This window comes from Bhargavaea massiliensis (assembly GCF_018390575.1).
Lineage (GTDB): Bacteria > Bacillota > Bacilli > Bacillales_A > Planococcaceae > Bhargavaea > Bhargavaea massiliensis.
The window spans coordinates 75,528-101,546 of the sequence record NZ_JAHBCJ010000001.1; the positions used below are offsets into that span (position 1 = coordinate 75,528).

30 protein-coding genes and 1 pseudogene are annotated in these 26,019 nt (G+C 56.7%); 15 read left to right on the forward strand and 16 right to left on the reverse strand.

The annotated features are described in order from the left end of the window. Positions 1-122: 122 nt before the first annotated feature. From KHA84_RS00380 to KHA84_RS00390, 3 genes are all read right to left on the reverse strand, one after another. Positions 123-1,760 (reverse strand): choice-of-anchor I family protein, encoded by a 1,638-nt coding sequence (locus KHA84_RS00380; RefSeq protein WP_213421228.1) that lies wholly within the window; start codon positions 1,758-1,760, stop codon positions 123-125. Positions 1,761-1,896: 136 nt separating this feature from the next. Continuing rightward, complete coding sequence (locus KHA84_RS00385) at positions 1,897-2,244, reverse strand: cupin domain-containing protein (RefSeq protein WP_213421230.1); 348 nt, start codon at positions 2,242-2,244, stop codon at positions 1,897-1,899. Continuing rightward, positions 2,241-3,260 (reverse strand): NAD(P)H-dependent flavin oxidoreductase, encoded by a 1,020-nt coding sequence (locus KHA84_RS00390; RefSeq protein WP_213421232.1) that lies wholly within the window; start codon positions 3,258-3,260, stop codon positions 2,241-2,243. Before KHA84_RS00390 ends, KHA84_RS00385 begins: the two co-directional genes overlap by 4 nt. A gap of 136 nt (positions 3,261-3,396) precedes the next feature. Here KHA84_RS00390 and KHA84_RS00395 point away from each other — a divergent pair, with 136 nt between their 5' ends. Next, positions 3,397-4,200 (forward strand): nucleotidyltransferase domain-containing protein, encoded by an 804-nt coding sequence (locus KHA84_RS00395; RefSeq protein WP_213421233.1) that lies wholly within the window; start codon positions 3,397-3,399, stop codon positions 4,198-4,200. A 102-nt stretch (positions 4,201-4,302) separates the two neighbouring features. Then, positions 4,303-4,827, forward strand: a complete 525-nt coding sequence (locus KHA84_RS00400; protein ID WP_213421234.1) for a VanZ family protein — start codon at positions 4,303-4,305, stop codon at positions 4,825-4,827. Between the two features lie 73 nt (positions 4,828-4,900). Here the strand turns inward: KHA84_RS00400 and KHA84_RS00405 are convergent, their stop codons facing one another. Further along, a complete protein-coding gene (locus KHA84_RS00405) occupies positions 4,901-5,485 on the reverse strand; it encodes a hypothetical protein (protein ID WP_213421235.1) in 585 nt (194 codons plus the stop codon). A 51-nt stretch (positions 5,486-5,536) separates the two neighbouring features. After that, on the reverse strand, positions 5,537-6,682 hold the full coding sequence (locus KHA84_RS00410) for a substrate-binding domain-containing protein (RefSeq protein WP_213421236.1): 1,146 nt from the start codon (positions 6,680-6,682) through the stop codon (positions 5,537-5,539). Between the two features lie 144 nt (positions 6,683-6,826). Between KHA84_RS00410 and KHA84_RS00415 the strand changes: the two genes are divergently transcribed. Continuing rightward, on the forward strand, positions 6,827-7,012 hold the full coding sequence (locus KHA84_RS00415; protein WP_213421237.1) for a hypothetical protein: 186 nt from the start codon (positions 6,827-6,829) through the stop codon (positions 7,010-7,012). A 234-nt stretch (positions 7,013-7,246) separates the two neighbouring features. Here the strand turns inward: KHA84_RS00415 and KHA84_RS00420 are convergent, their stop codons facing one another. The 3 genes from KHA84_RS00420 to KHA84_RS00430 form a co-directional block, all read right to left on the reverse strand. Further along, positions 7,247-7,918, reverse strand: a complete 672-nt coding sequence (locus KHA84_RS00420; protein ID WP_213421238.1) for a hypothetical protein — start codon at positions 7,916-7,918, stop codon at positions 7,247-7,249. A gap of 176 nt (positions 7,919-8,094) precedes the next feature. Beyond that, a complete protein-coding gene (locus tag KHA84_RS00425) occupies positions 8,095-8,700 on the reverse strand; it encodes a DUF4352 domain-containing protein (RefSeq protein ID WP_213421240.1) in 606 nt (201 codons plus the stop codon). A 142-nt stretch (positions 8,701-8,842) separates the two neighbouring features. Next, positions 8,843-9,040 (reverse strand): YwbE family protein, encoded by a 198-nt coding sequence (locus KHA84_RS00430; RefSeq protein WP_213421242.1) that lies wholly within the window; start codon positions 9,038-9,040, stop codon positions 8,843-8,845. A gap of 90 nt (positions 9,041-9,130) precedes the next feature. Between KHA84_RS00430 and KHA84_RS00435 the strand changes: the two genes are divergently transcribed. Beyond that, positions 9,131-9,286 carry a YfhE family protein gene (locus tag KHA84_RS00435; RefSeq protein WP_213421244.1) on the forward strand — a complete coding sequence of 52 codons (156 nt, stop codon included), beginning with the start codon at positions 9,131-9,133 and terminating at the stop codon, positions 9,284-9,286. A gap of 128 nt (positions 9,287-9,414) precedes the next feature. Here KHA84_RS00435 and KHA84_RS00440 read toward each other — a convergent pair whose 3' ends face one another. From KHA84_RS00440 to KHA84_RS00450, 3 genes are all read right to left on the reverse strand, one after another. Further along, positions 9,415-9,603, reverse strand: a complete 189-nt coding sequence (locus tag KHA84_RS00440; protein ID WP_213421245.1) for a hypothetical protein — start codon at positions 9,601-9,603, stop codon at positions 9,415-9,417. Positions 9,604-9,613: 10 nt separating this feature from the next. After that, complete coding sequence (locus KHA84_RS00445; RefSeq protein ID WP_213421246.1) at positions 9,614-10,828, reverse strand: phosphotransferase; 1,215 nt, start codon at positions 10,826-10,828, stop codon at positions 9,614-9,616. Positions 10,829-11,025: 197 nt separating this feature from the next. After that, a complete protein-coding gene (locus tag KHA84_RS00450; protein WP_213421247.1) occupies positions 11,026-12,597 on the reverse strand; it encodes an amidohydrolase in 1,572 nt (523 codons plus the stop codon). Positions 12,598-12,780: 183 nt separating this feature from the next. On the opposite strand from KHA84_RS00450, the gene KHA84_RS00455 reads away from it, so the two are divergent. The 7 genes from KHA84_RS00455 (at position 12,781) to KHA84_RS00485 (ending at position 17,019) form a co-directional block, all read left to right on the forward strand. Next, positions 12,781-13,041 carry a hypothetical protein gene (locus KHA84_RS00455; protein ID WP_213421248.1) on the forward strand — a complete coding sequence of 87 codons (261 nt, stop codon included), beginning with the start codon at positions 12,781-12,783 and terminating at the stop codon, positions 13,039-13,041. Positions 13,042-13,191: 150 nt separating this feature from the next. Further along, positions 13,192-14,148, forward strand: coding sequence for an arsenic resistance protein (locus KHA84_RS00460; protein WP_213421249.1), 957 nt, complete (start codon positions 13,192-13,194; stop codon positions 14,146-14,148). A 102-nt stretch (positions 14,149-14,250) separates the two neighbouring features. Beyond that, positions 14,251-14,580: a DUF3817 domain-containing protein gene (locus KHA84_RS00465; protein ID WP_213421250.1), complete on the forward strand. Its 330-nt coding sequence runs from the start codon at positions 14,251-14,253 to the stop codon at positions 14,578-14,580. Further along, positions 14,577-14,981 carry a hypothetical protein gene (locus tag KHA84_RS00470; protein ID WP_213421252.1) on the forward strand — a complete coding sequence of 135 codons (405 nt, stop codon included), beginning with the start codon at positions 14,577-14,579 and terminating at the stop codon, positions 14,979-14,981. Before KHA84_RS00465 ends, KHA84_RS00470 begins: the two co-directional genes overlap by 4 nt. A 218-nt stretch (positions 14,982-15,199) precedes the next feature. Further along, positions 15,200-15,700 carry a preQ(1) synthase gene (queF, locus tag KHA84_RS00475; RefSeq protein ID WP_213421254.1) on the forward strand — a complete coding sequence of 167 codons (501 nt, stop codon included), beginning with the start codon at positions 15,200-15,202 and terminating at the stop codon, positions 15,698-15,700. Positions 15,701-15,784: 84 nt separating this feature from the next. Next, entirely contained in the window at positions 15,785-16,486 is a 702-nt protein-coding gene (gene queC, locus KHA84_RS00480; RefSeq protein WP_213421256.1) for a 7-cyano-7-deazaguanine synthase QueC, read from the forward strand. Further along, positions 16,483-17,019, forward strand: a complete 537-nt coding sequence (locus KHA84_RS00485) for a VUT family protein (protein WP_213421258.1) — start codon at positions 16,483-16,485, stop codon at positions 17,017-17,019. The genes queC and KHA84_RS00485 overlap by 4 nt, the downstream gene beginning before the upstream one ends. A 268-nt stretch (positions 17,020-17,287) precedes the next feature. Here KHA84_RS00485 and KHA84_RS00490 read toward each other — a convergent pair whose 3' ends face one another. Continuing rightward, on the reverse strand, positions 17,288-17,836 hold the full coding sequence (locus KHA84_RS00490; RefSeq protein ID WP_213421260.1) for a recombinase family protein: 549 nt from the start codon (positions 17,834-17,836) through the stop codon (positions 17,288-17,290). 124 nt (positions 17,837-17,960) lie between these two features. On the opposite strand from KHA84_RS00490, the gene KHA84_RS00495 reads away from it, so the two are divergent. The 3 genes from KHA84_RS00495 to KHA84_RS00505 all read left to right on the forward strand — a co-directional run bounded on the left by KHA84_RS00495 (position 17,961) and on the right by KHA84_RS00505 (position 20,949). Continuing rightward, positions 17,961-19,427, forward strand: a complete 1,467-nt coding sequence (locus KHA84_RS00495) for a SulP family inorganic anion transporter (protein WP_213421261.1) — start codon at positions 17,961-17,963, stop codon at positions 19,425-19,427. A 254-nt stretch (positions 19,428-19,681) separates the two neighbouring features. After that, positions 19,682-19,996 (forward strand): winged helix-turn-helix transcriptional regulator, encoded by a 315-nt coding sequence (locus tag KHA84_RS00500; protein WP_213421262.1) that lies wholly within the window; start codon positions 19,682-19,684, stop codon positions 19,994-19,996. Positions 19,997-20,022: 26 nt separating this feature from the next. Continuing rightward, positions 20,023-20,949, forward strand: coding sequence for a DsbA family protein (locus KHA84_RS00505; RefSeq protein WP_213421263.1), 927 nt, complete (start codon positions 20,023-20,025; stop codon positions 20,947-20,949). Positions 20,950-20,989: 40 nt separating this feature from the next. Here KHA84_RS00505 and KHA84_RS15320 read toward each other — a convergent pair. Then, positions 20,990-21,580: pseudogene (locus KHA84_RS15320) on the reverse strand (TlpA disulfide reductase family protein). 117 nt (positions 21,581-21,697) lie between these two features. On the opposite strand from KHA84_RS15320, the gene KHA84_RS00520 reads away from it, so the two are divergent. After that, a complete protein-coding gene (locus tag KHA84_RS00520; RefSeq protein WP_213421265.1) occupies positions 21,698-21,904 on the forward strand; it encodes an alpha/beta-type small acid-soluble spore protein in 207 nt (68 codons plus the stop codon). Between the two features lie 87 nt (positions 21,905-21,991). On the opposite strand, the gene KHA84_RS00525 is transcribed toward KHA84_RS00520, so the two are convergent. Genes KHA84_RS00525 through KHA84_RS00535 form a run of 3 tightly spaced genes read right to left on the reverse strand, consistent with a single transcriptional unit; the run spans position 21,992 to position 25,886 of the window. After that, positions 21,992-23,233 (reverse strand): Ger(x)C family spore germination protein, encoded by a 1,242-nt coding sequence (locus tag KHA84_RS00525; RefSeq protein ID WP_213421266.1) that lies wholly within the window; start codon positions 23,231-23,233, stop codon positions 21,992-21,994. Beyond that, positions 23,230-24,324, reverse strand: coding sequence for a GerAB/ArcD/ProY family transporter (locus KHA84_RS00530; RefSeq protein ID WP_213421268.1), 1,095 nt, complete (start codon positions 24,322-24,324; stop codon positions 23,230-23,232). The genes KHA84_RS00525 and KHA84_RS00530 overlap by 4 nt, the downstream gene beginning before the upstream one ends. Next, a complete protein-coding gene (locus tag KHA84_RS00535; protein ID WP_213421271.1) occupies positions 24,321-25,886 on the reverse strand; it encodes a spore germination protein in 1,566 nt (521 codons plus the stop codon). The genes KHA84_RS00530 and KHA84_RS00535 overlap by 4 nt, the downstream gene beginning before the upstream one ends. Between the last annotated feature and the right edge of the window lie 133 nt (positions 25,887-26,019).

Consider the following 26,019-nt stretch of genomic DNA (forward strand, 5'->3'; position numbering starts at 1 on the left):
TATTTCAACATCGTCAATAAGATTGTTTTATTTCAAAAATGTAAGCGCTTTAGCTTATTCAGGCAGAAAAACCCCCGTTGCGGATTTCTTTCTGCAACAGGGATAGGATTCGTTTTTATAGTTTAATTCTTCTTTCCTCTGTTTGATTCAAACTCATAGACCGCAACCGTTCCCGACACTTCATGTGTCGCTGCAAGCAGCGGCTTTCCGGTCGGGCTGGTATCTGCCGGGATGAATTGAAGACCTTCTGGAGAAACGTCTCCCTTCACGTCTTCACTGAAGTCACGGCTCGTGATGAACGTGACGAACCTCGGCTTTTCCGGACGGCTCAGGTCATACACCATGATGCCGCTTGTGCGCTCGAGGGCGATGAAGGCATAGGTCGTGCCGTTGATGTCACCGGTCACCACGGTTTCCGGTTCCGGGCCTTTTGAAGAGCTGCGGCCGTCATACTCAATCTCATCGTTTGTCGTATTGAAGAATTCCGGCAGCGCCTTTGAGGTGATCTTTTCAAACTCATTTCCACTGTCATAGACGAGTTCCATCGTCTTGGCGTCGAAGATGGAGAAGCTGCGGCCTCCGTATGTATAAAGCGCCTCGTATTCGCCATCTCCGTTCAAACCGTTTTCAAGCGTAATTTTCGTATCTGCCAATTCATCCAGCAGCCCCTTGTCCGTCAGGCGGTCCAGCTGCTTCTGGTTGAAGCCTTTGTAATGATCCGCGTTAAGCCTGATCCGGTCCGCAACGTCGCCGATATCGGCTTCTTCGGAATACGCATCGTAGTCCCTAGCGTCGCCTTCGTTCGGCGTCACGATGTAGGTCTTACCGCCGGCTGTGAACGCATCGATCGCATCCGGCATATAAAGACCGAGGAGCGGAAGCCGCTCCAGCTTCGTCTCGCCATTTTCTTTCCCGTCGAGTTCATTGCCCGGGAGCGAGTGGTCCTTCGCGCCGAGCCCCTTGACGTCAATGATCCGGTCGGACTCCAGGTCGACCGTCGCGACGGCGTTGTTTTCCTGGAGAGTCACGAACGCCTTTTTACTGTCGTCGGACACGGTGATGTACTCCGGCTCCAACTGCTGCAGGACGGTCCCTTCGGAAGAGACGCGGACCTTGTCATCCAGCGGCACGCCTTCGAACGTCAGCGTTTTTGAAGTGAGCCTGTCCAGGTCGATGACGGAGATGCTGCCTTTCGGATCGGCCGAATAATCATCTGCCGGCTCTCCTTCGTTTGCGGCCAGCAGTTTCTTGCCGTCCGGTGTGAACGTCACCATGTCCGGCAGCGCACCAACCACGATTTTATCGATGAACTTTCCGTCCTTCGTCAGCAGAACGACGTAGCCAGGATCGGTCTTCGGATCGCTGACGACCGACAGCGCGACCAGATCACGTTCAGGATGGACCGCCACGCTCGTGATGTCGTCCACATCCCGGATATCGAACTCAGCAAGATGGATGCGGTCCAGCCGCTTCATCATGCTGAATTCACCAGAATCCAGCCGTTCGAATGACAGCACATCGATCGCCGACTCCGCACCGTTCGTCACAAACGCGCGCTTTAGCTTCTCATCATAGGCAAGGATCTCCGTCCCGCCTTCCCCCGAGCCGCTGTCATACTGCCCGATCTGAGACACGGACATATGACCGCCCTGATACTGGAAAAATGACGGCTCCTCCCCGAGCACCTTATAGCTTTGTCCGCCCGCAATCAGCAGCCCGGCGGCGGCCACACCTGTCCACATGATATTCCTGAACTTCACTCCGGTTCCCTCCACTCAAATGCATTCAACTGAGAGCGTAACAATCGAATGTTGAAAGATTGTTGAGGGCGTGTTAAAGAACCATCCAATAAAAAACCCTTCTGCGGCAACGACCCGCAGAAGGATGGATTCAATCTTATAGGAGAATGTCGCTTTCCTTGAGGCCCTCCCCTTCGATGACAAGGGCGGTCATTCCCTTTGCCGAGCGGGTCTCATGCCACTCGCCCCTATCCCAAAAGACGGCCGATCCTTCCCGGACAGGGACGTGCCGCTTTTCTTCATTGCAGACTGTTCCGCTGCCAGCGAGCACAACCAGCAGCTGCGGCACGGCAGCCTGATGATACCCGATGACACCGTTGTTCCCGAGTGTCATTAACGCGGTTTGGCAGCGGCCCCCGGAGCGGACAAACGGCTGGATGGTGAAATCGGATCCGCCGTGCGTAACACGCTTCGCTTTGGTCACGTCAAATTCAAAGAGCTTCATTCCTCTTCTCCGATCAGCCTTCTGACAATCTCCGAAACCTTCCCGCGCCTGGCTTTCCATCCGCTCTCGCCCGACCAGAGCGACAGGAGACCCGTCTTTCCCTGTTTGCCGGCGGCAGAGCGGATCGGTTTCGTCAGATCGTTCTGGATCGGGTACGGCGCGATTGCGGCTTCTGCCATTTCCTCGATAAATCGGTTGTTGAGCCCGCGCGCATGTTTCCCGCTGAACGCGTTTGTGATGACCGTCTCGCCTTCGGATGAATTCAGAATCGCTTCCTTATGTAGGGCGTTTGCGCCGCTTTCCTCCGTAACGAGGAGCGCCGTCCCGACCTGGACGGCGGACGCGCCGGCATCCAGCGCCGCCCGGACCGTTCCCGCATCATGGATGCCTCCGGCGGCGATGACCGGAACCGTCAGTCTGGCGCCTGCGAGCAGTTCGCGAAGCGTCAGGAAGCGATCTTCCCCGATAAATGCGCCCCGGTGTCCCCCCGCTTCCTTCCCCTGCAGCACGACCGCGTCCATCCCGCTCCGCTCCGCTTCCACCGCCTCTTCAGGCGTCGTCGCCGTGCCGATCAGAAACGCTCCGGCATCCTTCAGTCTCCGGACGGTGTCCTCATCCGGCAGCCCGAACGTGAATGACACCACTTCCACGCGTTCGTCGATCACGACGCCGACCTGGCGGGAAAACTCGCTCTCGCTTAAGTCAGGCATTTCCTCCGGCAACCCGAGCTCCTTCCGGTAAGGCGCCAGCGCCCGGTGCGCCTCCCCAATCACGCCGGCGTCCCGCTCCAGCTTTTCCGGCACAAACAAATTCACATTAAACGGCTTATCGGAGAGATTCCGGATCTCCCGGATTGCCGCCCGCGTTCCCTCTGCCGTCATGTACCCCGCCCCGAGCGAACCGAGGATCCCCGCATCCAGGCATGCCGCGACAAACTCCGGCGACGTCGAACCGGCCATCGGCGCCTGGATGATCGGGTAGTCCATGTCGAGTGCTTTCCACCATGAATGATCCATGACTGTCCCTCCTCAATTGCTTCCCCGTACGCTATTCCACTTTTGCCCCCTGCAATCCTTCTCCCGGGGAGGTAAACGGGTAATTTACATAGAAAGCAGATTTATGCAGATGCCAAAAGGAGGTATTGGACTGTCTATGGACCATTTAAAGGCAGGCTATGACCTGGACGCGGAAGGCTTCATTTTAAGCGAGGCCGCCATCGGGAAGATCAGCGTGGCCTACTGGCCGTGCATTCGGGAAACCATAAACCGACTCACGGACCTTTTCCCCGATCTCCTCCATAGCGTGTATGTCTACGGCAGCGTAGCCAGGGGGGACGCGGTTATACCCACATCCGATTCGGACCTCATCGCCCTGTTCCGACGGAAGCTCGGCCCCGGCCAATCTGCCCAATTAAAGCAGCTCTCCGATGACCAATCTGCCAGTCATCGCTCACTCGTCCGGGAAGTGGGGATGGCCATGGCGGATTATGACACCACGCTTGACCCTTCAAATTACTTTGAAAATGCGTTCCTGAGAGAAATGAGCGTGTGCGTGTACGGAGAGGACCTTGGAGAACGGTTCGGACCCTACAAACTGACGCCGGAGATCGCAATCCAGTTCAATGGAGACATTTGCGAATCGCTACGCCGGACGCTGAGGAAACTCGAAGCTGCGTCTGACGGGAAGGCCACCCGGATTGTTCAGGGCTTCGCCCGAAAGCTGATCCGGACCTTTTACTCAATGACCATGGCGCGTTCCCAAATCTGGACGACCCGTCTGAACGAGCAGGCGGTGGTTGCTGCACGCTACTTTCCGGACAGAGCGGCTGTCGTCCGCACACTTCTTGATTGGTCGGAGTATGGACCGCCTGCGGACCGCTCGGCGTTCGCTGAACTCTTCCGCCAACAGGGCGGATGGGCCTGTTCAAACTTCGGAAAGGAAGCCCGGATAACCTGACCGCATCCATCATCAAGACGATAGTGCCTAGACAGGATAAGCCGATTCTCCCAGCCTGCATCCTTGTCGCTCCGGGTAATTCATCTAAGAGAGGTGAAGCAAATGGAGCTGTTATGGAATGCATTCGGCGGCGTGGTACCGCTGTTCTTATTTACAACTGTGGTGGGAGGTGCCGTTTTTTACGTCCTATATCGACGGAACCCGGGTCTGAACCGAAAACAGATAATCGTGAATATGCTGTTCGCGCTGAGCGTCATGGCGATCCTGTTCATCACGCTGTACCCGGAAGACATCGGCCCTGCAGGCGAGCAGAACGTCCACCTGATTCCGTTCCAGAGCATGGCGGAGATGATCGCGAACGTGGAAGGCCCGGGTGTCTTGCTGCGCAACATCGGGCTGAATATCCTGCTGTTCATGCCGTTCGGATTTTTATTCGGCGCGCGAAGGACCGTCCGCAGCAAGATACTCCTTAAAGCGACGCTTGCCGGCCTGCTGCTTTCTTTGGGTGTGGAAGCGGTCCAGTATTTCCTCGGGCGCACGACGGATGTGGATGATGTCATCCTGAATACGTTCGGGGCGCTGATCGGGTGTTTGGTCTGGAAGATGGTTGACCGTAGGAAACGGTAAAAAGAAAGTGGCAAAAAGTAAAGCCGCTTTCCTTTTCTCGTCTTCCCCACCTGCGCTTCCGATTCGCCAGGGGTCATTTTTCCCTTTTTGCTTTCAGTACATAGGCATCGTCGTATTGCTTCAACTCATCCAGATGGTTGTCGGGGTCTTCAAAAAAGTCTAGTGAAAGGCCGCTCATGTGGCTGCCGGAAGAAAAGCCGATATAGGCCAACACCATTTCTTCGTCGGTTTCCCACTTCCTCTCGACCTGCAATGCTTCCCAAGTGCCCGACATCCCCTCTAAGTGTTCCGGCTCCATGGCCAAAGATGAAGCTATCGCGTCTCCGTTATTGTTGATGCCAAGGTGGAACAATTGTTTCCCGTCCGTGTCCTGAATGGTGCTGACAAAAGTGACAAACCCGTTTTGAGCGACCGGAGCCGTGACATCCAGGAATCGATCGTTGTCCAACCAGCCGGACTGATAGTGTTCGATCCATACCGAAATCTCCCCGTTGTCACCGGGAAAATCGAAGTCGAAGACAAATGACTGAGCGGCCACCATGTTGAGGATGGCCTCCTCCCTCTCCGTCAGATCCGCAGGGTAGATGGAGGCTTCCTCCTGACTGCAGGCACCCAAAAGAAGCAGCAGCCCGATCGCAAGTATTTTTCTTAATAACATAGCGGTACCTCCTTAAACGGAAACCTGCCAGCCCCCGGCATGGCTGAACGCTTACTGATTAATCCCCACATACCCCGTCTCCTCCACAATCTCCTGCCCTTCCTCGGACAGGATCCATTCGATGAACGGCTGGACGTTCGGGTTGTCGGTTCCGGCGGTGATGGCGTACAGTTCGCTGACGACCGGGTAGTCGCCGGAGCGGATGTTGTCCGCAGTCGGCTCCACGCCGTCGACCGCAAGCAGCCGGACGTCATGGTTGCCGATCATCGATTGGGAATAAAACCGGAACGTGTAGCCGATCGCACCGCCGTAGTTGCGGTAGTCGGCAACGTCTTCGATGATGCCGCTCATGAGGTCCGCGGTCTGTTCGGTCGGCGCCTCCATAATCGGCGTGTCCCCCATGAACGCCTCAAGCGCCGTCTGGCTCCCGCTGTCCGGCGGTCGTTGGTAGGCCCGGATTTCCTCGCTCTTGCCGCCGACTTCCTTCCAGTTGATGATTGTTCCAGAGTAGATGCCTCGGATTTCCTCCTGTGTGAGGCCTTTGACCGGATTGCTTTTGTTGACGAAAAAGACGAACGCTTCCTTGCCGATCGGTGTGAGTTTAAGTTCCTTTCCGGCCTGCCTCGCACGCTCCAGCTGGGCCTCCGATGGTCCGGCGACAAAGATCAGGTCCACTTCGCCATTGATCAGGCTTTCGTACGCCTGGCCGGTCCGGTTCGACATCACTTCACTCATGTACGGATCGTAGTCCTTCTCCGGATACACCGCCTGCGCGAACGCAGCGTACATCGGATAAAGCGCCGTCGCGCCGTCGATCACGGGCAGGTCGCCTTCCATCTCGAAGGACGCCGGTTCCTCCAACGAAACCGCCTTTGATCCGTCCATAAACGGCGCATACTCGTATAAGTCCACCCCGTCTGCCTGCACGACCGGCTTTGTCAGTTTGTAAAGCGAAGGCGCAGCGATGAGAAACCCGATGGCGAGAAGCGCCAGAGGAATACCGAACACGAACGTTTTCCGTTTCACTCCAAATATGGCGAAGGCGAACCATAATATCACCGTAAGCAAAGCCGCCACCGTGACCGGCAGCCACGCCTGCCCGCCGGCGAACAGCACCATCAGCACCAAAGGTGCCGACAGGAACAGCAAAAATCCGATCATACCGATCAATCCCAACACCTGCCCCGCCCGTCTCATGTAACGACCCCCCTTTTTATTTCCAATTATTGCATGAACAGCGGTGCCCTGCAATCCTCATTTCGTGTAGAATAATGGGGCGGTGGTCGGTGAGCACGCATAGAAATCTATGTGCGGTTCCACTTCCTGAAAGCAGGTGCAATTATGAAGAAACTGAGCAAGTTCTTTTTTGCGCTGATGATCATCGGCGTGATTCCGGTGGCGCTGGCGTTTTTCGATATCGGAAGAGGCTTTTACAATGACTATCGCTGGTGGTTCCTGGGCGTCCTGTGGATCGGGATCATCGGAAACTGGATCACCGGGCGGAAATTCCGGACGCAACCGGGCTGAACACGCACGCCTTTGGCATGCGTTTTTTGGGTGCGCCGCTACCTGTCGTTTCGCGTCCGACGCTTGCGATTTCGCGACCGCTACTTACGATTCCGCGACTGCAACCCACGTTTTCGCGGCCGCAGCCTGCAGATTCGCGACCGCAGCATGACCGCACTCCTCTAATCCCCCAACGACCCCAATAAAAAAACACATGCCGTCTGCATGCGTTGTGGGCTCCTATTCCCCTTCGCCTCATTCCAGCCGGATCTCAAACTCTGTGCCGCCGGTGAGTTTTTCGCCGCTCCCGTCCACAACATCGCTAGTCCTGACGGTCAGGCGTTCGGCGTTTCCATCTTCCAGGATAAATCCGACACTCCCCTTTTTCGTCTCACCAGGCCCGACTTCACCACCGAGCCCCTCAAGATAGATGTCATCCTCCCAAAGCTTGCTTTCACCGGTGTCGGTCTCCAGAACAGCGGCGGGTTCAAAGTGGATCGGGTGGTTCCCGGTATTCCTCACTTCCACAAACATCTTGGCGACCGGGAAGCCCATTTCATCGGTAAATGTATGGTAGAAGTCAATCAGTTCCTCGTCCGGATAGTAATGAAACAGCTTGGCTTCCCGGACGGTCAGTTCGGCCGGGCCTGCCGTGATCCGCTTCCCGTCGCCTGTTTTAAGCAGTTCCGCCTCCCCGCGTTCGTCCAGGACCGTCCCGCCCGGCTGCTGGAGCAACCTGTCGTCCGTCACTTGCGGGTTGACCGGGTGGCCCTCGTAATAAGGCGGCGCTTCCTTCCATTCAGTTGCCGGCAGTGCAGCCGCTTCCGCTTTGTGTACGTTTTGAACCCGCTCCACCTCTGCCATTTCCCATGAACAGCCAGTAAGAATGAGCGATGCGAGTCCGATGACAAGAGCAGTTCGTTTCATCCCAGATTCCTCCCTACCTTCATTCGTTAAATGGGGTATTCCGTCTCCTGATCGGAATGCCGACTTTCTTTTTCCGGAGCCTGTTCGGTTCCCAAGCTTTCTGCGCCGTCCGCCGAAAAGGAAATGACCGCATTATCCTGAAAATCATCCATCGCGCCTCCTCCGGGTATTTTCCTTTAGAACCTGATTTCCACCTCGTCATCTGATCCGGTACGGAGGGTCAGGACTTGAGCACCTGCGTCCTCCACAATAAACCCGATGTTCCCTGCCTTCACCTCGCCGGGTGCCATCATGCCGCCGAGCCCTTCTCGATAAATTTCTTCCTGCCAATGGAGCGTCTCGCCCGTATTGGTAATCATCTCGGATACCGGCTCCACATGAACCGGCTCGTCCCCGTTGTTCCGCACCTCAACAAACAGTTTCACGAACGCAAATTCCGGCTGTGAGTCCGGCTCGTAGCGGAGAATCTTCGTTTCCCTGACCGTCAGCTCGGCGGGACCCTCACCCACCCGCTTTTGCTCGCCGGTCGCCTTCAGCACTTCCATCTCACCGCGGCTGTCGCGCATGACCTCACCGGGATTCCTGAGCCGCCGGTCATCGGTGAAAGACGGATTCGGCCGGTAATCCCCGTAGTAGGCCGGCACCTCCGGCAGCACGTCCGCCTGAAGGGCCGCCGCCTCCACCCGTTGCTCCGGCGGCGCCTGCTCCACCGGCGCGGCCACATCCATCCTGCACCCCGAAAAGAACAACGTCGCAAGCCCGATCACCAAAAACCGTCTCATCGCGCCGCCTCCCTGTATCCGCTCTTCCTCCCGCTCCTTCTGCCCCCACCATACCCATCCTGTATGAAGGGCATATGAAGCGCGTTTTAGGAGTTTGTTAAGGAATTAAAAACGCATGCGGCAATCCGCATGCGCCCTTCCCTTATCCGATGATTTCCTTAACGCGCCCGACCTGTCCGTCCTCCAGGCGAACCTTGATGCCGTGGGGATGGGTCGGGGAGTTCGTGAGGAGGTCCTTCACGACCCCTTCGGTCAGCACGCCCGTCCGCTGGTCTTTTTTAAGCACGATCTTCACACGCTGGCCGGGCTTCACGTCCGCGCGGGCTTTTCCGTCTTTCATTCAAAATCGCTCCTTCCTTACTCCGTTGTACCACGTTTAAGCAGTTCTGTAACGGAAATACTAAGAGTAGCATGGAAGGAGGGTTCCCGAATGAAAGATGATCAAAAACAGCCTCACGAGCGCATGACCGAAAAAAACAACAGCCTCTCCGACACGCAGGAAGTGCTGTATCAGGACGACTTCAACCGCGCGGACGCCGCGGACAAACAGCAAAACAAGAAAGACAACCAGCAAAATGAAAAATGAAAGCAGCCGCCATCCGTGCAGGATGGCGGCTGTTTCGCGGCACAGCAAAGCCGCCCCGCACCAGCGGAACGACTTATCGTGAAGCATTCCCTATTCACCGGAGAAATAACCAAAATAGTCGGACTCTTTCACCGTTTTCCGTATTTCTCCCTGCTTTGGGCGACGGATTGAATCCCCGCGACCAGCGCCACGACCACGAGCAATGCGGCAAGCAGCATGGATCCGATCTTTAGCGCCATGGATTCGGCGCCGGCCCCCGTCACGGCAATGATCGCGCCGGGGATGATAAACAGGAGAAGGATCCCGATATCCTTCATGGCCTCACTCCTAGTCTGCCAAGGTTTTCACAAAACGTTCAAGGCGGCGTCTCACTTCATCCTCCGAAAGGGTCGTGATTCCGAACCGTCTCCAGTGGGAAGCGATGCCGGCCGGTTCCTGTCCGAGCCAGCCATATACCGCCAGTAGGTCCCAATACCTGCTGTAGGTGAAGCTTCGGTCTTTCGACAAGTTTTTATACGTGCCCAGGAACCGGTCCGCCACGTTTCCGCCGTGGATCAGCTCGAGCGCGACCCGCATCCGTCCGACGTCCAGCTGTGCCGGCCCGCTTCCGGCATGCCCCCATCCGGCCAAGCCGGTCGCCTGGCCATCCCGGAACAGCACAGTGGCCGGTTCAAAATTGCCGTGGATAAAGGCCGGCGCTGCATCCGCGGTTTCCTCCTGGAAGATCCGGGCGGCCCGCTCCCAGTTGGCGCGGTCGATTGCCCAGCCGGGAATAACCGGTTCAGACGGTCTTGGGGGCGCCTGCATCTCCGAAATGCGGGCCTGGTGGGTGGTGGATAATATACCCGCAATTTCACCAATCCAAGCCTCAAAATCAAGTGGCTGCAAAAATGGGTACCCGTCCAGCTTGGACATCAGGAGGAACGGGCCGTCCGTGGCGATCGCCCTTGGTGCGGGAAGTCCACGGTCAGCGGCTTCAGCGAGGGCTTGCGCTTCCCGTTCGGCAGCTACCGGGGACGCCGTTTCTTTCACAACAAAGTGGCCGCCACCTTCATTGCGGAACGAGTAGACGAGCCGCTCCGCCGGCAAGCGCCGGAACGACTTCAGAACAGACCCCCCCGCCTCCGCGTCAAGCCATTCCATCGTCTCATCGGGAAGATCGATGGCCGGCAAAAGTGTTTTCCGCCAAAACAGCAGACCGAGAAGGGCGCCGCCGGCAATGAGGACAAAGGCCGGCCAGTTGATGACCGTCGCGCTCAGCACAAGCGCCACGACCGCTGCCCCGAACTTCTTTTTCCAAATGAGCATAACCCCGAGGAGCGTCAGGATCACCCCGAACACCGTCGGAAACAGGATCGCATCCAGCCGGATCCAGATCCCCCGCGTCACTTCCACCTTGATCGGATCCCCGTAGCCGGGAATGCAGAGCGCCCCGTACACACGGAGCCAGTACATATAGTAGTAACACACTGTATATAAGCCGCCCGCCAGGACGAGCAGCCCCGGCAGATAATTGCGGATGGGGCGTGCCAGTGAAGCCATGGCCATCCCTCCTCATGTTGTGCGGCCGGTGTGGGTGAGCCCGGCCGTCTGGATGGGTGGAACGATTTTTGCGAATGACGAGATTCAGGCAATTCTAAACTGCCCGTGAATGTTACGATTCCGGCAAGGAAAGTTACGATACTGCTCACGAATGTTACAATTCACGCCGGGAAAGTTACGATCCATCCCCTCTCCGCTCACTTCCTGAACTGCACGTCCCCATCGACCACCGTCATCACGATAGCCGCCTTCACGATGTCATCTTCCGCGACGCGCTCAAGATCGGCGTCGACGACCGTAAAGTCGGCGAAGTGGCCTGGGGCGATTTTGCCGCGGATGTCTTCCTGGCCGAGCACTTTCGCCGCTTCGGTCGTATAAAGTCGGAGCGCCTCGTAGCGGGAAAGTTTTTCTTCCGGCAGGTAGCCGCCTGCCACCGGGTCGTCCGGAAGCTTGCGGGCGACGGCGGTGTAGATGCCGAGGAGCGGATCCGGGGAGTCGACCGGCGTGTCGGAGCCGCCGCCGCAGATGAATCCGCGGTCCATGAGCTTTTTCCAGGCGTATGCCCACTCAAGCCGCTCCGGGCCGAGGCGGTCTGCCGCCCACGGGAAGTCGGAGCCGACAAAGATCGGCTGGATGTCGAGGATGACCGGAAGCTTTTCCATCCGGTCGACCAGGTCCTCGCGCAGCACGCACACATGGATCAGACGGTCGCGCTTGCCTTCCGGGCACGGGTACTTTTCGATTGCTTCGATCGCCATCTCCGCTGCCGCGTCGCCGATCACGTGCACCGCGATCGCCTCGCCGTGGCTGCGTGCGAGGCGCACCAGCTCTTCCGTCTCTTCCTGGGTGACGACGAACGTGCCGCGGTTGCCCGGATCATCCGAATAGTCCTCCGACAGCGCGGCGGTCTTGCCGCCGAGCGCCCCGTCGATAAAGAACTTCATCGCGCCGGGCTCCGCCCATTCGGTGTAGGCCACATCCGCTTTCATCATGTCATCGAAGACAGTCGAGCGGCGCAGCAGATGGGCGCGGAACTTCCGCTTGCCCTCACCGAGCACTTCATGGAACGCTTTCATCGGATTCTCGTATCCGCCAAAGTAGCCGAGGTCATCGGTATGGCCCCCCGTCAGCCCCATCGACACGAGGTCATCGACCGCCGCTTCAAGAGCGGCGCGGATCGCTTCTTCCGACGGATGCGGGACGATCGCCTCGACGAGGTCCTGCGCGTCTTCCTTCAGGAAACCGGTCGGATGTCCGTCCGCATCACGCACGATGACGCCGCCTTCCGGATCCGGCGTCTCTTTTGTAACGCCCGCAAGCCGCAGAGCCGCCGAGTTTGCGAGCAGCATGTGGCGGCACGTCCGCTTCAGCATCATCGGCTTGTCCGTCACGGCATCCAGTTCCGCAAGCGTCGGGACATGCCGGTCCGGGAACAGGTTCTCATCCCAGCCTCCTCCGAGCACCCACTCGCCGTCCGGCACCGATTCTGCCGCTTTCCGCATGATCGCGAGCAATTCCTCGGACGATGTCACCGCGGACAGATTGTTGCTGAGCAGCTGCCGGCCGTGCCCGATCAGGTGCATATGCGTATCGACGAATCCCGGATAAACAACCGCCCCGCCGACATGTTCCTCCCGCTCCGCCTGGTCTTTCAGCTCTTCATATGTACCGGTCGCGATGATCCGGCCGTCCTCCACGAGCACCGCCTCGACCGCGTGCCCTTCCCGTTCCATCGTGACAAACGTCCCCCCGTGCCAGAGCGTCTTCATTCCCATTCCTCCAGTAAGGTGATTTTTCTTTTAGTGTAGCACTTTTCAGACAGGGAAAGTGTGAAGGGATTAAGGCGAATTCACCAGGCAACTGACCACCTCTCTTCTCATTAAACTGACCCTTCCTTATTTCAATAAAAACCAATATGTTTGCTAAAGTTTAAATGGAAAGGAAGACGGTCAATGAGAGACTCAAGGTTTCTGGCCGAGCTGACCGACAGCCCGCTGGCGGACTGGATGGAGAAGCTGGAAACACGGTCCGGCTATGTTCCCATACACATTTTTGAAGAAACAAAGCGAGTGACCATCCACGCATTCAGCCAGGAGGAGGCGTGCCTCATAAAAGTCGTCTACCACCGCAAGTCCGGGGAACGGACCATCGAACGGTTTGATGTCCAGTCCGGTGAAATGATGAACCGCCGAACAGCCGGGGCGACGGACTGACTGCGTGTCGCCAGACGATTGGGTTCGAGTACGAAAAGCATAGTAAAGCCGCCGGATTCGGCGGCATTTTTTGGGTCTCCATTGCATACATTCCTGCCCAATAATTCTTATGATACAGTTGCCGTAGTACATGGTTACTGGAGGATCATCATGTTGTATAGGGAAAAATTAGAGAATCACCAGGTGCTGCTTTATATCGTTGTTCTGGCCGCGGCATTCGGGTTTGGATTCATGGCGCCGGGCCTTGCAGACAAAATCGGCGCATCCATATCCATCATCATCGCGATCCTGATGTACAGCATGTTTTCGCAAATTCCATTTGTGTCGCTTAAGCAAGCTTTCGCAGACCGCCGGTACCTTGGGGCGCTTTTGCTCACGAATTATATGGCCGTCCCGGCCGTGGTGTGGATCCTTTCAAGATTTCTTCCGGATCACCCGCCGCTCCTGCTCGGTTTTTTCCTCGTTTTGCTGACGCCCTGCATTGATTACGTCATCGTGTTCACGGCGCTCGGCAAGGGAGACGAAAAACTCGTCCTGATGTCGACACCGGTCCTCTTCATCACGCAACTGCTTTTGTTGCCGGTGTATCTTTGGCTGTTCATGGGGCCGTCCGCGGCGGGCATCGTGCAATCCGGCCCGTTCCTCCATGCGTTTTTCGGGCTGATCGTAATCCCGCTAGGCATCGCCATCGCCGTCCAGTTCCTGGCACGGAAGTCTGCCGCAGGCGACCGCCTGATCGACCTCTCGGCATGGCTTCCCGTCCCATTCATGGCGCTGACTCTTTTTGCCGTCGTCGCCTCCCAGATCGGAAAGGTCTCTGCCTTTGCCGCACAGCTCGTCACCGTCATCCCGCTCTACATTGCTTTCATGATCGTCATGCCGGTGATCTCGCGATTCATCGCCAAACGGATGCATCTTGATGCCGGGGCGGGCCGCGCGCTGGCTTTTAGCGGGGCCACCCGAAATTCCCTCGTCGTCCTCCCCCTCGCCCTTGCGCTTCCCGGTGACGTCAGCACATTGGCCGCGGCCGTCATCGTGACACAGACGATCGTGGAGCTTGCCGGGGAACTCGTCTATATCCGCTGGGTGCCCAAACTTGTGAAATGAAATCAGCCATTAAATCGTCATAGAAACGGGAGCCTTGGAACGAGCCGGCCGGCGCCAGTTTCTTTTATACTGGAAACAATCAAATGAAAGGCGGAGTTTCCATTGTCCATCACTGCACTGAAATTCGCGCGGGGCTTGGGGATCGCCGACGGCGTATCCCTGTTGGTCCTGCTATTTATCGCGATGCCGATGAAATATATGGCCGGCATGCCGCTGGCCGTGTCGATTGTCGGCGCAATCCACGGCGGCATCTTTGTCACGTACGTTCTTGCCCTCCTCCTGGCGCAGATCGTGGTCCGCTGGAACATCATCTGGTCGGTGCTTGGCGTCGCAGCCGCATTCGTGCCATTCGCCAACTTCTTCCTCGACCGGAAGTTTAAAAAGATGCAGAAAGAGCGCGAGGCGGAAGGCAGGGTGCAGGTGGTCTCATGAAAACAGTGCAGATCGCCAAATGGCGGATCGAAGCGGATCCCGAAGCCACGCAAGACCATTACCTGAGTGCCGGCCCACCCTGCGGATGCCTGTATTGCCGGAACTTCAGAAAAGCCTTTTCCGGCTTTCCCTGGTTTGAAGAACTCGGCGTCACCCCTGCTCTACCGGACCTGCTCTCGGATTTCCCGGCGGAGACCCCGGACAAGCGTCTGTATATCGGGCACTATCAGCTGGCAGGCCGACTCCTCGACGGCCCGGAAGTTATGGACGGCCATTGGAATGAATCCGTCACCGCTGCAATCGGTGATTTCACCATTGGCTTTTCCCGAGCAGAAGACGGCCTCATGCTCGAGTTCGAGGCTGTGCTGCCGTGGCGGATGGATGAGACCCAGGAAGATTGAGCAGGCATTGACCCTCCCCCCAATTTCCTATATCCTAATAACGACAAGTTAATGCCCGGATTCACGGGGAGAGGTTCATAGCGGATACCCTCTATAAAAAACTATGGTTCATGACGATTCAGCCATGTCCATGCCGGACACGGCTTTTTGTTTTTTTATGGAGCTTTCCAAGCCTCTCTTGTGCATGCCGGGCGCATGATACAAGGAGGCTTTTTCATATGTCTGGCCGAAGCCAAGAACAAGGTTTGAACGATCTGACCCTGCTGGGGAATCAGAATACGCAATACTCGACTGAATACGCCCCGGAAGTGCTCGAGGCGGTGGATAATCTCCATACAAACCGCGACTATTTCGTGAAGTTCAACTGCCCGGAGTTCACGAGTTTGTGCCCGATCACGGGTCAGCCGGATTTCGCGACGATGTATATTTCCTTCATCCCGGACAAGAAGCTTGTGGAAAGCAAGTCGCTGAAGCTGTATTTGTTCAGCTTCCGCAACCACGGAGATTTCCACGAGGACTGTGTGAACATCATCATGAACGACCTGATCAAGCTGCTTGATCCGCGCTACATCGAGGTGTGGGGCAAGTTCACGCCGCGCGGCGGCATCTCGATCGACCCGTGGTGCAACTACGGCCGCCCGGGAACGAAGTATGAGGAAATGGCCAGCTACCGGCTGATGAACCATGACATGAACCCCGAAACGATCGACAACCGCTGACCGGATCCGGAAGAAGTTCTTAGCGACCTTCTTTAAAAAACTAAGGGAAACAGCCCCCCTGTTTTCAATCAAAGGAGATTACCCATGAACCAAGAAAAAGCGGTCGTCGTGTTCAGCGGCGGCCAGGACAGCACGACCTGCCTGTTCTGGGCACTGGAAAACTTCGCCGAAGTGGAGGCCGTGACGTTCGACTACGGACAGCGCCACGCCCTTGAAGTGGAATGCGCAACAGACATCGCCGCGGAGCTCGGCGTGAAACACCATGTCCTCGACCTGTCGCTGATCGGCCAGCTCGCGCCAAATGCGCTGACGGACACCGGAATCGAGGTCGCGGACGGCGAGGACGGCGGGCTCCCGTCCACATTCGTACCGGGGCGGAATCTGCTTTTCTTTTCATTCGCCGGGATCCTGGCCCGCCAGGTCGGCGCGAAGCATATCGTCACAGGCGTCTCCGAGACGGACTTCAGCGGCTATCCGGACTGCCGCGACGCTTTCGTGAAATCGCTGAACGTCACGCTCAACCTCGCGATGGACGAGCCGTTCGTCATCCACACGCCGCTCATGTGGCTCGACAAATCGCAGGTGTGGGAACTGTCCGACCGGCTGGGTAAGCTGAACTACATCCGCACAAAGACACTCACCTGCTACAACGGCATCCAGGCCGACGGCTGCGGCGAATGCCCGGCGTGCCGCCTGCGCAGAAAAGGCCTTGAAACCTACGTTGGGAAGAAGGGCGGAACCGTCCTCCCCTCGGACGGATCGGCTGAGGAGGAGGCACAGCCATGAGGATCTTCCTTTACCTGATCTCCATTGTGATCGCCAACGTCGCGACGGCAGCACTCATGCCGCTTGAATTCGGAATCTTCATCATCCCGGTCGGCACCCTGTTTGCCGGAGCGACATTCATCTTCCGCGACCTTGTCCAGAACAAGTACGGCCGCAAGAAGACGTACATGTTTATCGGGATCGCACTCGTCCTGTCCGCGGCCGTCTCCTTTATCCTCGGGGATACGCTCGCCATCGTCGGGGCTTCGGCACTCGCATTCATCGTCGCCGAATCGGCGGACACAGAGATCTACACCCGTCTGAACGTGCCGTTCGCATGGCGCGTGTTCTACAGCGGCATCGTCGGCGGCATCCTCGACTCGGCCGTCTTCGTCATCGTCGGCATGAGCCCGATTGGCGCCGGATTCATCCCATGGGAAGCCGTCCCGATCGCCATCCTCAGCCAAGTGATCGCGAAATCCGCCGTCCAGACTGTCGGTGCGCTGATCCTCGGCCAGATGCGCGCATTCCGCACTGTGCCGGTTCAGTCTTAAATTGAAAAGAAGCATGCCGCCCAGGCCGGGCAGCATGCTTCTTTTTCATATTGAATGTGCAGTCTCGTGGGGCGAACGTGTAATCTCGCGGGGAGAACGTGCAATCTTGAGGGAGAAATATGCAATCTCACCCCCGCCTGCATTCCGGCTTGCTGATCTTTCACAGCACGTTATTGATCTTTCGCGCCCCGTTAATGATCTTTCACGGAAGCTTATTGATCTTTCACCGATGATACACACGGAAACCCATGCGCCCGGGCGCATGGGTTCATTCGTCTTTCTCCAATGCGAGATAACGATAGAGCGTCGTTTTCGAGATGTTCGTTTTCTCTCGGATTTCGGCGAGCGTGTATAGGTTGGAGCGGTACATGCGGAGCGCTTCGCGGACGTTTTGGTCCTTTTTCCGCGGCCGTCCGGTGGAGACGCCTTTTTCGCGTGCCCGGTCGATGCCGGTCCTGGTCGCCAGGCTCACCGTTTCCGACTGGAATTCCGTAAACATGCGGACCATCTGCTCCAGGGTGAGCGACAGCGGCTGTTCGGAGTCGAACTCCTCGCGGTGGAAGCGGATAACGGCTTTTTTCTCCGATACCTGTTCGAGCACTGCCATAAGATGCGCCGGCGAGTGGGCGAGCGTGACGAGCGAGTGGACGTAGATCACGTCCCCTTCCCCGAGCCGTTCCAATAGCGCATCCAGTGCCTCGTTTTCCTGGTACTCCTCTTCCTGCACCCATTCATCGACCGGATGGGTGCCGAGCGTCTCCTTTTGCGCCGCCATATCGCGGTCCGATGGCAGGCAGCGGATATATGCGTAGTTCATGATAGACTTCCTTTCCGGAATAGCTTCATCTTATTGTAGACCAAAACAAGGTCCAAAAGGGTTCCCTTTTGGGACGAACGGTGTTAGAATATGTCAGTCAGATTATAATAAAGAGGTGTACCGATTGATAGATACTCTTAAGAAAGAATGGTTCGGCAACGTCCGCGGGGATATCCTGGCGGGGACCGTCGTCGCCCTTGCCCTGATCCCCGAGGCGATCGCCTTTTCCATCATAGCAGGCGTGGACCCGATGGTCGGCTTATATGCCTCCTTCTGCATCGCGGTCATCATCGCCTTCGTCGGCGGCCGTCCGGGCATGATCTCGGCTGCCACCGGTGCGATGGCGCTTCTCATGGTGTCGCTCGTCCGAGAACACGGGCTGGACTATCTGCTTGCCGCGACGATCCTCACCGGGGTCATCCAGATCCTCTTCGGCGTGCTGAAGATCGCGAAGCTGATGAAATTCATCCCGCGCGCCGTCATGATCGGCTTCGTCAACTCATTGGCGATCCTGATCTTCATGGCACAGGTGCCGCATTTTCTCGGCATCAACAACATGACCTATGTATTCGTGGCAATCACCCTTGCGATTGTCTATATCGTCCCGAGATTTTTCCGCGCGGTTCCCGCTCCGCTGATCGCAATCGTCACCCTGACGGCGGTGGCGATTTTCTCCGGGTTCGAGCTGCGCACGGTCGGCGACCTCGGCACGATTTCGCAAACGCTTCCGTCCTTCCTGATCCCGAACGTTCCGTTTAACCTGGAGACACTCGCGATTATCTTCCCGTACTCACTCGCGCTCGCGATCGTCGGGCTGCTGGAGTCGCTCCTCACCTCCCAGATTGTTGACGACATGACCGATACGGGAAGCAATAAAAACAAAGAAGCGCGCGGCCAGGGCATCGCGAACCTCATCAACGGATTCTTCGGCGGTATGGCGGGTTGCGCGATGATCGGCCAATCGGTCATCAACGTGAAAAGCGGCGGACGCGGCCGTCTGTCCACGCTGACAGCGGGTCTTCTACTCATGTTCCTGATTATCGTACTCGGCGATCTCGTTGTCCAGATTCCGATGCCAGTCCTCGTCGGCATCATGATCATGGTGTCGATCGGCACGTTCGACTGGGGCTCGTTCTCCTATCTCAGGAAAGCCCCCAAATCGGACGCGGCGGTCATGGTCGTCACGATGGGAATCGTCGTGGCCACACACGACCTGTCCAAAGGCGTCATCGCCGGCGTTATCCTGAGTGCGATCCTCTTCGTCGTCAAGATCTCGAAGATTAAGGTCGAGAAAAAGCTGACGGACGCCGGCATTCTCTACAGCGTCCAGGGCCAGCTGTTCTTCGCCTCGGTCGAGGACTTCCTCGCCGGCATTGACTTGACCGAGACGAATAAGGACATCCGCATCGACTTCACCGACTCCCATGTATGGGACGACTCCGCGGTCGGCGCCATCGACAAGGCGGTCCTGAAGCTCAGGGAAAACGGCAACGACGTCACCGTCCAGGGACTGAACGCCTCCAGCTGGCGGATCATCGACCGGCAGGCCGTCTATACAAATGACACGGCCATCGCGGCCACAACCGAATAAGCGTTAAACAAAGCATGCCGCCCGGACCGGGCTGCATGCTTCTTTTGTTGTGTATGTGCAATCTCGCGGTGTGAACGTGCAATTTCGCAAGAGGAACGTGCAGTCTCGCAGTGTGAATGTGCAGTCTCAAGGGGCGAATGTGCAAACTCACCCGCCACCGACAATGATCTTTCGCAATCACACCTTTTGATGTATTTTTTATACTTGATATACTAAGTATACAACATCACAAACACACAAAAGGAGGCGTGCCCTTGCAGACTTGTCCCTATATGGAGGCCGCGTTCCAGATCCTCGGCAAGAAGTGGAACGGGCAGCTGGTCCACTATCTGTGGTCACGCGAGAACCATGCCGCCCACTTCTCGGAGATGAAGCAGGACCTCATCGGCATGACGCCCCGCGCGCTGTCGCTCAAGCTCACCGAACTGGCAGAGGCCGGCCTCATCGAGAAGACTGTCCATCACGAGCCATCGGTCAGCATCCGCTACCGCCTGACCGACAAAGGCGCGTCACTGGCCGAAAGCCTGAAGCCCATCCAGGAATGGGCCCAACAGCATCTCGACGTCTAACTCAGCCCAACAAAGGAGGAAGAATGATGAACAAGAACAACCTGATCTGCGACATGGAGACCGGCATTTGCGGCGATCCGGGAGAGGCGAACGCGACCGGTTTCCAGATGCTCGACTTCAGCAAGCCGAAGGAAAAAGTCGACCTGTACTATGTGACCGACCCGATCTGCTCGCACTGCTGGGCGCTTGAGCCGCAGTTCCGCGCGTTCACGGAGCGGTACCGCGACCACCTGAACATCCACACGGTCATGGGCGGCCTGCTCGAGAAATGGGACGGTTTCGCCGACCGCGCCAACGGAATTTCAGGGCCGCAGGACGTCGCGTCGCACTGGCGGGAAGTCGGCGAGCACAGCCGGATGCCGATCGACGGCTCGCTCTGGCACACAGATCCCGTCACATCGTCATTCATCCCGTCCCGCGTGTTCAAAGTTGTCCAGAAGTACGATCCGTCTCTCGCACCCCTCTTCCTCCGCCGCGCCCGCGAGGAGCTGTTCGCCTTTAACCGCAACATTTCCGACGCCGGCGTCCTGAAGGAAATCGTCGACGGACTCGGACTTGACGGAGACGCCATCGTGAAGGAATCCGAAACACCGGAAGCGCAGCAGCTGCTCGAAGAAGATTTCCGGACAGCCGCAAGCCTCGGTGCCCGCGGCTTCCCGACGATCGTTCTAGTCAACAAAAACCAGCAGGGCGTCAAAATCGTCGGCGCCCGCCCGCTCGAGGCGTACGAAGAAGCCCTGAAACAAGTCCTCACCGAAGGCGAGCCGAAAGCAGCGGACACGCCGAACCTCCAGACCGTCCTGGGGAAAGAAAAGCGGCTTTTCTCCAAAGAGATCGAAGTGCTCTACGGAATTCCCCAAACCGAAGTGGACAGCTTCGTCGCCCGTGAGCTTCAGGACGGTTCGTTTGAAACGGAAGACGTGCTTGGCGAAACGGTTTTTTCCCTAAGATAAAATGAAAGCAGCTGGCAATGAATCGATGCCTGCTGCTTTTTCACTTTATCTTATCGGCAAGCAATTGCTCATTTAGCGGGAGCACGATACGTTCGATGATCACACCATCTTCATCCAATAAGTAGGTCGTCGGAAAAAACATTACTTCAAATTGATCTGTAATTGTTCCTTCCATATCCATCAAGATCGGGAAAGTCAAACCGAGTTCCGCAGCGAAAGGTTCCACTGCCTATCCGCTACTTTGTTCGGTCGTTGTCGCATTGACGGCGATAATTTCAAACCGATCATTCGTTTTTTCTTCATAGTACGATTGCATCTCGGGCATTTCTTCCCTGCATGGAGGACACCAGGTCGCCCAGAAATTAAGAATGACTTTTTTGCCGCGGAAGTCCGACAAGCTGACAGTCTCTCCGGCCAGATTCTCCAATTGAAAATCAGGGGCCTTTTCCCCATTTCTGAGACCCGTTTCATTCACTTCTCGCGGGATCTCTCCCTCGGTTAAGTTTCCATCCTCATATTCAGAGACATCGATTGCCTGATTAGACGGGAAGTTCATCCGAATCATCGTAAACACCAAATATCCAATGAACATGATGGCAATAAACGTTCCCGCTATCCTTAATGCCTTCATGATTCTCCACCTAAAATTACCCTTAACTTACTGTATCACAGATGAACTGGAAAATATCTCATCGAATTGTTCCGCCTCCAGCGGTTATTCTAACTGCACAAAGGAGGCGAAAACGACATGCCAAACAACAACAACAATTCCAACAAGCTGCTTGTACCGGGCGTACGCCAGGCACTCGATCAGATGAAGGAAGAGATTGCACGTGAATTCGGCGTACAACTGGGTGAAAACTCGACAGCGCGTGCCAACGGTTCCGTCGGCGGAGAAATCACAAAGCGCCTGATCGCCCAAGCCCAGCAGCAAATGAAAAACGGCGGTCAGTAATCCGCTTAATCTAGTATCTCCGTAACCCAATCCGCCATACAACAAGAACCGCCGGAGGGCCTTCAACCCTTCCGGCGGTTCTGTTTTTCATTTGTCTTCCTCAAACTTTTTGAAGGCGGGCGGGCTGAGCTGTTCGCCAAAGCTGGTGACCGAGACCTCGTAGTGCACATCGACATCGGCCTCTTTGAACTTCTCTCCCCACTCAAAATTTTCAAACCCGCTCACGGTCCAGAAGTTTCTCCTGGCCGTGGCGTACCAGACGAACGGTTCCCCGGTGTAGTCTTCCTGCAGCTTTTTGATCAGCGAATCGGACGCCTCTTCCATCTTCTCTTTAACCATTTCCCTCAGGGCATCCCGCCTTTTTTGGCTGGCAGTGAAGTCTTCAAGGGCGATGTTGGAGTTGACTTTGACTTGAAGCGGAACCTTCACGTCAATTTTGACCGGAGACCGGTCCGTGTCCACCTCGATTTCGGTGTGTGAGCTTTGGTTCAGGACGAGGGAGATCTGATAGTTCTCATTTAATGGATCGGGAAATTCAGCCGTCATGGTCTCGATCAGGTTCTTTCTCCTGAGCAGTTGGGAGATTCTTGTTTCCTCTCCGTTTAACATTCCGACCATCTTGCCCTCCTGCATGACGGCCGAGCCGATCATTTGCACGGGATCTCCCGAATCTTGCGGCACTTCGCCTGCCGAGTAGTCATCGTCATGCCGGATCCCAATCGGATCTCTTTCCGCGGTGGCATAAGCCGCCAGAAACAGTTCCCCCTCAGTCCGCTGGAAAAAGGCATTCAAATTGGAAACCGGGGAGAATCCCGTCTTTTTCCAATTGTCCTTCATGAACTGGTAGTACTTGTGCGGACGCGTTTCCATCGTCGGCTTGTTGGCATGGATGAACGCTTGCGCCCGTTCTTTCGAGACGATCATGATCGTTTCGCGCCTCATTTCCGGATCAATGATCGCAGAGCCGATGATGTGCTTGAACAGGTCGTCTCTGGCGAGTTCCTCCCCGACGATGATCGTCTGGAGATGGGAGAACGTGATCTCCCTGGAAAGGGAGGATTGCGCCAGTTCCTTGGCGGACAGCAGATCCACCGAGGTGATGGTGACAATGTCCGAAGGCGGTTCCTTCTGCGCTTCCGCTGATTGTGTCGTATTGACCTGGGGGTTGGAGACCTGGAAGGTAACCTTCACCTGATGGTCCTGTTCCGCTTTGTCCAGTCCGATGACCGAGACAAAAGCCGACGTCTCCAATTCCCGGCGCTCCCCGCACCCTGACACAAGCAGCAGGATCATCAAAACCATTCCAAGCTTCCATCCGTTCCTTCTCATCGCTTTCCCTTCTTTCTGAACCGGTCCAATCCCCATAACAACACAGGCAACAAGAGGAAAAAGACGGATGTGGACTGGAGCAGCAGTTTTCGGAGATGGTCCCCCTGCAAATGGTTTTCCGGCATCATCCCAAGAACGACAGCCGCACCCGCCAGAGGTAGAAGAAGCCGTTTATACGGCGGATAGCCGATCAATTTGCCGAGCAAATAAGCGGAAATGTACAGGTAAGTCGCAAAGTGAATGGCGGCGCCGATAAACCATAGCGCCAGGAAGAAGGCTTCCACGTGGTTTGCCAGAGACCCAATCATGGCCATCCGGGTGAGATGGTGATACGGATACGCAATGTTCCTCACGGCAGGGTAGTCGAATATCATGACGAAGACCGCCAAAAAAAGCGCCATCTTGAATGCCGGCACCCACAACCCCCAGATGGACGCTTTCCGGAACGCCTCGAATGTCCGCACCCGGGAAGCCAGCACCCCGACGATGATGATGTCCGCGAAAAACGAACTGTACCCTACGCCGCCCTTGATGACTTCCCACCCTCCCGCGCCGGCAATCGGAAAGAGATAAAGAAAATTCAGCTGACTGGCCACTCCCAAGACGAGAATCACCGAGGTCACCATGAAGACCGGGACCACCAGCAAGGCGGTCCTGCCGATGGCCTCCAGCCCCCTGTGCGAGATATAAAGCGCCGCACCCAGCAGAAGCGTCATGACGATCAACAAAGCGGTATCAGGATAATACATCACCGTGACAATGTCCCCGTAGCTCCGGCCGTTGAGCACCGTTGACGAGAAGACGGACGCGAATATGAGAAAAGTGATCAGGCGTCCCAGAATGCTCCCGGTCGATTCCGTCAGCAGCTGGAGCAGGTCGGTATCGGTATCGCCTTTCTTCAGGAGGGAAAGCATCATCATCAATGGCACAAACAGGACCGCCGCGGAAATCAGCGGCATCATCCAGGCTGCCGTGAGCCCCGTTTCATGCAGCAGGTTCGGCGTTGAGTCGGTGACGCGGATTGCCATCATCCCGTACAGGATAGAGAAAAACTCCCTTGTGCCGATCTTGCCGTCGGACACTTGGATCATTGGCGGTCCCCTCCCTCGGGTTTCGACCTGATGGCATCACGCGGCTTCATGGACAAAGGACGGAGCCATTGTTTCCGGATGATCGGCCGAAACAACAGGTCCCGGGAAGACGGCATATGGGGGGAAAGCGGCGCGAAAAACGGCACCCCGAACGACTTGATCGACGTGGCGTAGGCCAGCAAGAGCGCAAGCGCAAGCGCGATCCCAATGAACCCCATCGCATAGGCCGCAAACACAAGTGTAAACCGGATGATGCGCGTCATGACACTGAGTCCGACGTCGGGAATCGCAAACGATGAAAGGCCGGTGATGGCGATGACGACGACAAGCAGGGGGCTGACCAGGTTGGCCTGGACGGCCGCCTGTCCGAGGATCAGCGCCCCGACGATCCCGATGGTGGTTCCGAGCGGAGTCGGTACGCGGATGCCCGCTTCCCTCAGGATTTCAAACGTGAGTTCCAGAAGGAGCAGCTCCAACAGCGTCGGAAACGGGACCCGCTCCCGGGACGCCGCAATCGCCAGCAGCAGGTCGGTCGGAATCATTTCCGGGTGGAAGGTGACGACAGCCAGATAGATCGCTGGCATCAGCAAGGAGAAAAACAGCGCAAACAGGCGGATCAGCCTTGCGAAGTTGCCATAGGCCCAGCGCAGGAACTGGTCCTCCGCCGTATGGTATAGCGACCAAAAGGTGATCGGGGCGATGAGCGCATCGGGTGAGTTATCCATCAGCAACACGACATGCCCTTCCAAGAGGAACGAACCGGCCCGGTCCGGCCGCTCGGTCGTCATGGTGGAAGGAAACAGCGAATACGGACGCTCCTCCAGCAGCTCTTCCATCTGGGAAAGCGTCAGAATGGCGTCCCTGTCCGTCTGTGAAATCTTGTCCTTCACGTTTTCCACCAGTTGAGGATCCGCAATGTGGCTCAGGTACAAGACAGAGATATTCTGCGGGGATTGGGTTCCGACGGTCATCGTCTCGGATATCAGCCGGTGATCCTTTACCTGCCTGCGGATGAGGGAGTGGTTGATGGCCGACGATTCCACGAAGGCGCTTTTCGGGCCTTTGATCACGATCTCCCGGGTCGGTTCGGAAACCGAGCGATTTTCAAAGCCGGCGGAGTCCACCGCAATCGCCTGGTTCTCGCCGTCGATCAACAGCACCGCGCTGCCGTTGATCAGCTTGGCGACCGCCTGGTTGAGGTCTTCGACGGTCTCCCTGCCGGAGATCGTCAAGACGTTGTTTTTGAGTTCGTCCACCAGGTGGTCCGCCGATTCCCTGCCCGCTTCCCACTCCATGAGAGGCTTGATGACCTGTTCGGCGATCTTGTCCGAATCGGCGGCCCCGTCGACAAACAACACGACCGCCCTGCGGTTAACAGACGGAATCCGAAGCTCCCGCCTTTTCAGGGCACTGTTGAGGGGATAGCGGAACAGGTCTTCGAACCGCTTCGTATTAAAATCGAGGTCCAGGGATAATGGCTCTTTCGGAACCGCGCCCTGCGCCCCTCCCTTTTCCGGCTGACCGCTCTGTCCATTGAATAACCGCTTCAGAAAATCACTCATCCTCCGCACCTCCCCTCCAGGAATGGATTCATAGATGAAGGATGGACTGAAATACTTTGAGTTAACCGTGTTTCTCAGGAAAGAATGTGAGTTTCGGGAGATAAAAATGGTCCCGGCAGCCTGCCGGGATCAA

Excerpts from the sequence above, each read along its gene's own strand:
- KHA84_RS00435 (WP_213421244.1), top strand. The coding sequence starts at position 9,131 with ATGAAAGATGATCAAAAACAGCCTCACGAGCGCATGACCGAAAAAAAC.
- KHA84_RS00535 (WP_213421271.1), bottom strand. The coding sequence starts at position 25,886 with ATGAGTGATTTTCTGAAGCGGTTATTCAATGGACAGAGCGGTCAGCCG.
- KHA84_RS00490 (WP_213421260.1), bottom strand. The coding sequence starts at position 17,836 with ATGAACTACGCATATATCCGCTGCCTGCCATCGGACCGCGATATGGCG.
- KHA84_RS00445 (WP_213421246.1), bottom strand. The coding sequence starts at position 10,828 with ATGGCTTCACTGGCACGCCCCATCCGCAATTATCTGCCGGGGCTGCTC.
- KHA84_RS00400 (WP_213421234.1), top strand. The coding sequence starts at position 4,303 with ATGGAGCTGTTATGGAATGCATTCGGCGGCGTGGTACCGCTGTTCTTA.
- KHA84_RS00525 (WP_213421266.1), bottom strand. The coding sequence starts at position 23,233 with ATGAGAAGGAACGGATGGAAGCTTGGAATGGTTTTGATGATCCTGCTG.
- KHA84_RS00485 (WP_213421258.1), top strand. The coding sequence starts at position 16,483 with ATGAGGATCTTCCTTTACCTGATCTCCATTGTGATCGCCAACGTCGCG.
- queF (WP_213421254.1), top strand. The coding sequence starts at position 15,200 with ATGTCTGGCCGAAGCCAAGAACAAGGTTTGAACGATCTGACCCTGCTG.
- KHA84_RS00410 (WP_213421236.1), bottom strand. The coding sequence starts at position 6,682 with ATGAGACGGGCGGGGCAGGTGTTGGGATTGATCGGTATGATCGGATTT.
- KHA84_RS00430 (WP_213421242.1), bottom strand. The coding sequence starts at position 9,040 with ATGAAAGACGGAAAAGCCCGCGCGGACGTGAAGCCCGGCCAGCGTGTG.
- KHA84_RS00460 (WP_213421249.1), top strand. The coding sequence starts at position 13,192 with ATGTTGTATAGGGAAAAATTAGAGAATCACCAGGTGCTGCTTTATATC.
- KHA84_RS00395 (WP_213421233.1), top strand. The coding sequence starts at position 3,397 with ATGGACCATTTAAAGGCAGGCTATGACCTGGACGCGGAAGGCTTCATT.
- KHA84_RS00420 (WP_213421238.1), bottom strand. The coding sequence starts at position 7,918 with ATGAAACGAACTGCTCTTGTCATCGGACTCGCATCGCTCATTCTTACT.
- KHA84_RS00455 (WP_213421248.1), top strand. The coding sequence starts at position 12,781 with ATGAGAGACTCAAGGTTTCTGGCCGAGCTGACCGACAGCCCGCTGGCG.
- KHA84_RS00425 (WP_213421240.1), bottom strand. The coding sequence starts at position 8,700 with ATGAGACGGTTTTTGGTGATCGGGCTTGCGACGTTGTTCTTTTCGGGG.
- KHA84_RS00385 (WP_213421230.1), bottom strand. The coding sequence starts at position 2,244 with ATGAAGCTCTTTGAATTTGACGTGACCAAAGCGAAGCGTGTTACGCAC.
- queC (WP_213421256.1), top strand. The coding sequence starts at position 15,785 with ATGAACCAAGAAAAAGCGGTCGTCGTGTTCAGCGGCGGCCAGGACAGC.
- KHA84_RS00440 (WP_213421245.1), bottom strand. The coding sequence starts at position 9,603 with ATGAAGGATATCGGGATCCTTCTCCTGTTTATCATCCCCGGCGCGATC.
- KHA84_RS00520 (WP_213421265.1), top strand. The coding sequence starts at position 21,698 with ATGCCAAACAACAACAACAATTCCAACAAGCTGCTTGTACCGGGCGTA.
- KHA84_RS00450 (WP_213421247.1), bottom strand. The coding sequence starts at position 12,597 with ATGAAGACGCTCTGGCACGGGGGGACGTTTGTCACGATGGAACGGGAA.
- KHA84_RS00505 (WP_213421263.1), top strand. The coding sequence starts at position 20,023 with ATGAACAAGAACAACCTGATCTGCGACATGGAGACCGGCATTTGCGGC.
- KHA84_RS00415 (WP_213421237.1), top strand. The coding sequence starts at position 6,827 with ATGAAGAAACTGAGCAAGTTCTTTTTTGCGCTGATGATCATCGGCGTG.
- KHA84_RS00405 (WP_213421235.1), bottom strand. The coding sequence starts at position 5,485 with ATGTTATTAAGAAAAATACTTGCGATCGGGCTGCTGCTTCTTTTGGGT.
- KHA84_RS00470 (WP_213421252.1), top strand. The coding sequence starts at position 14,577 with ATGAAAACAGTGCAGATCGCCAAATGGCGGATCGAAGCGGATCCCGAA.
- KHA84_RS00530 (WP_213421268.1), bottom strand. The coding sequence starts at position 24,324 with ATGATCCAAGTGTCCGACGGCAAGATCGGCACAAGGGAGTTTTTCTCT.
- KHA84_RS00390 (WP_213421232.1), bottom strand. The coding sequence starts at position 3,260 with ATGGATCATTCATGGTGGAAAGCACTCGACATGGACTACCCGATCATC.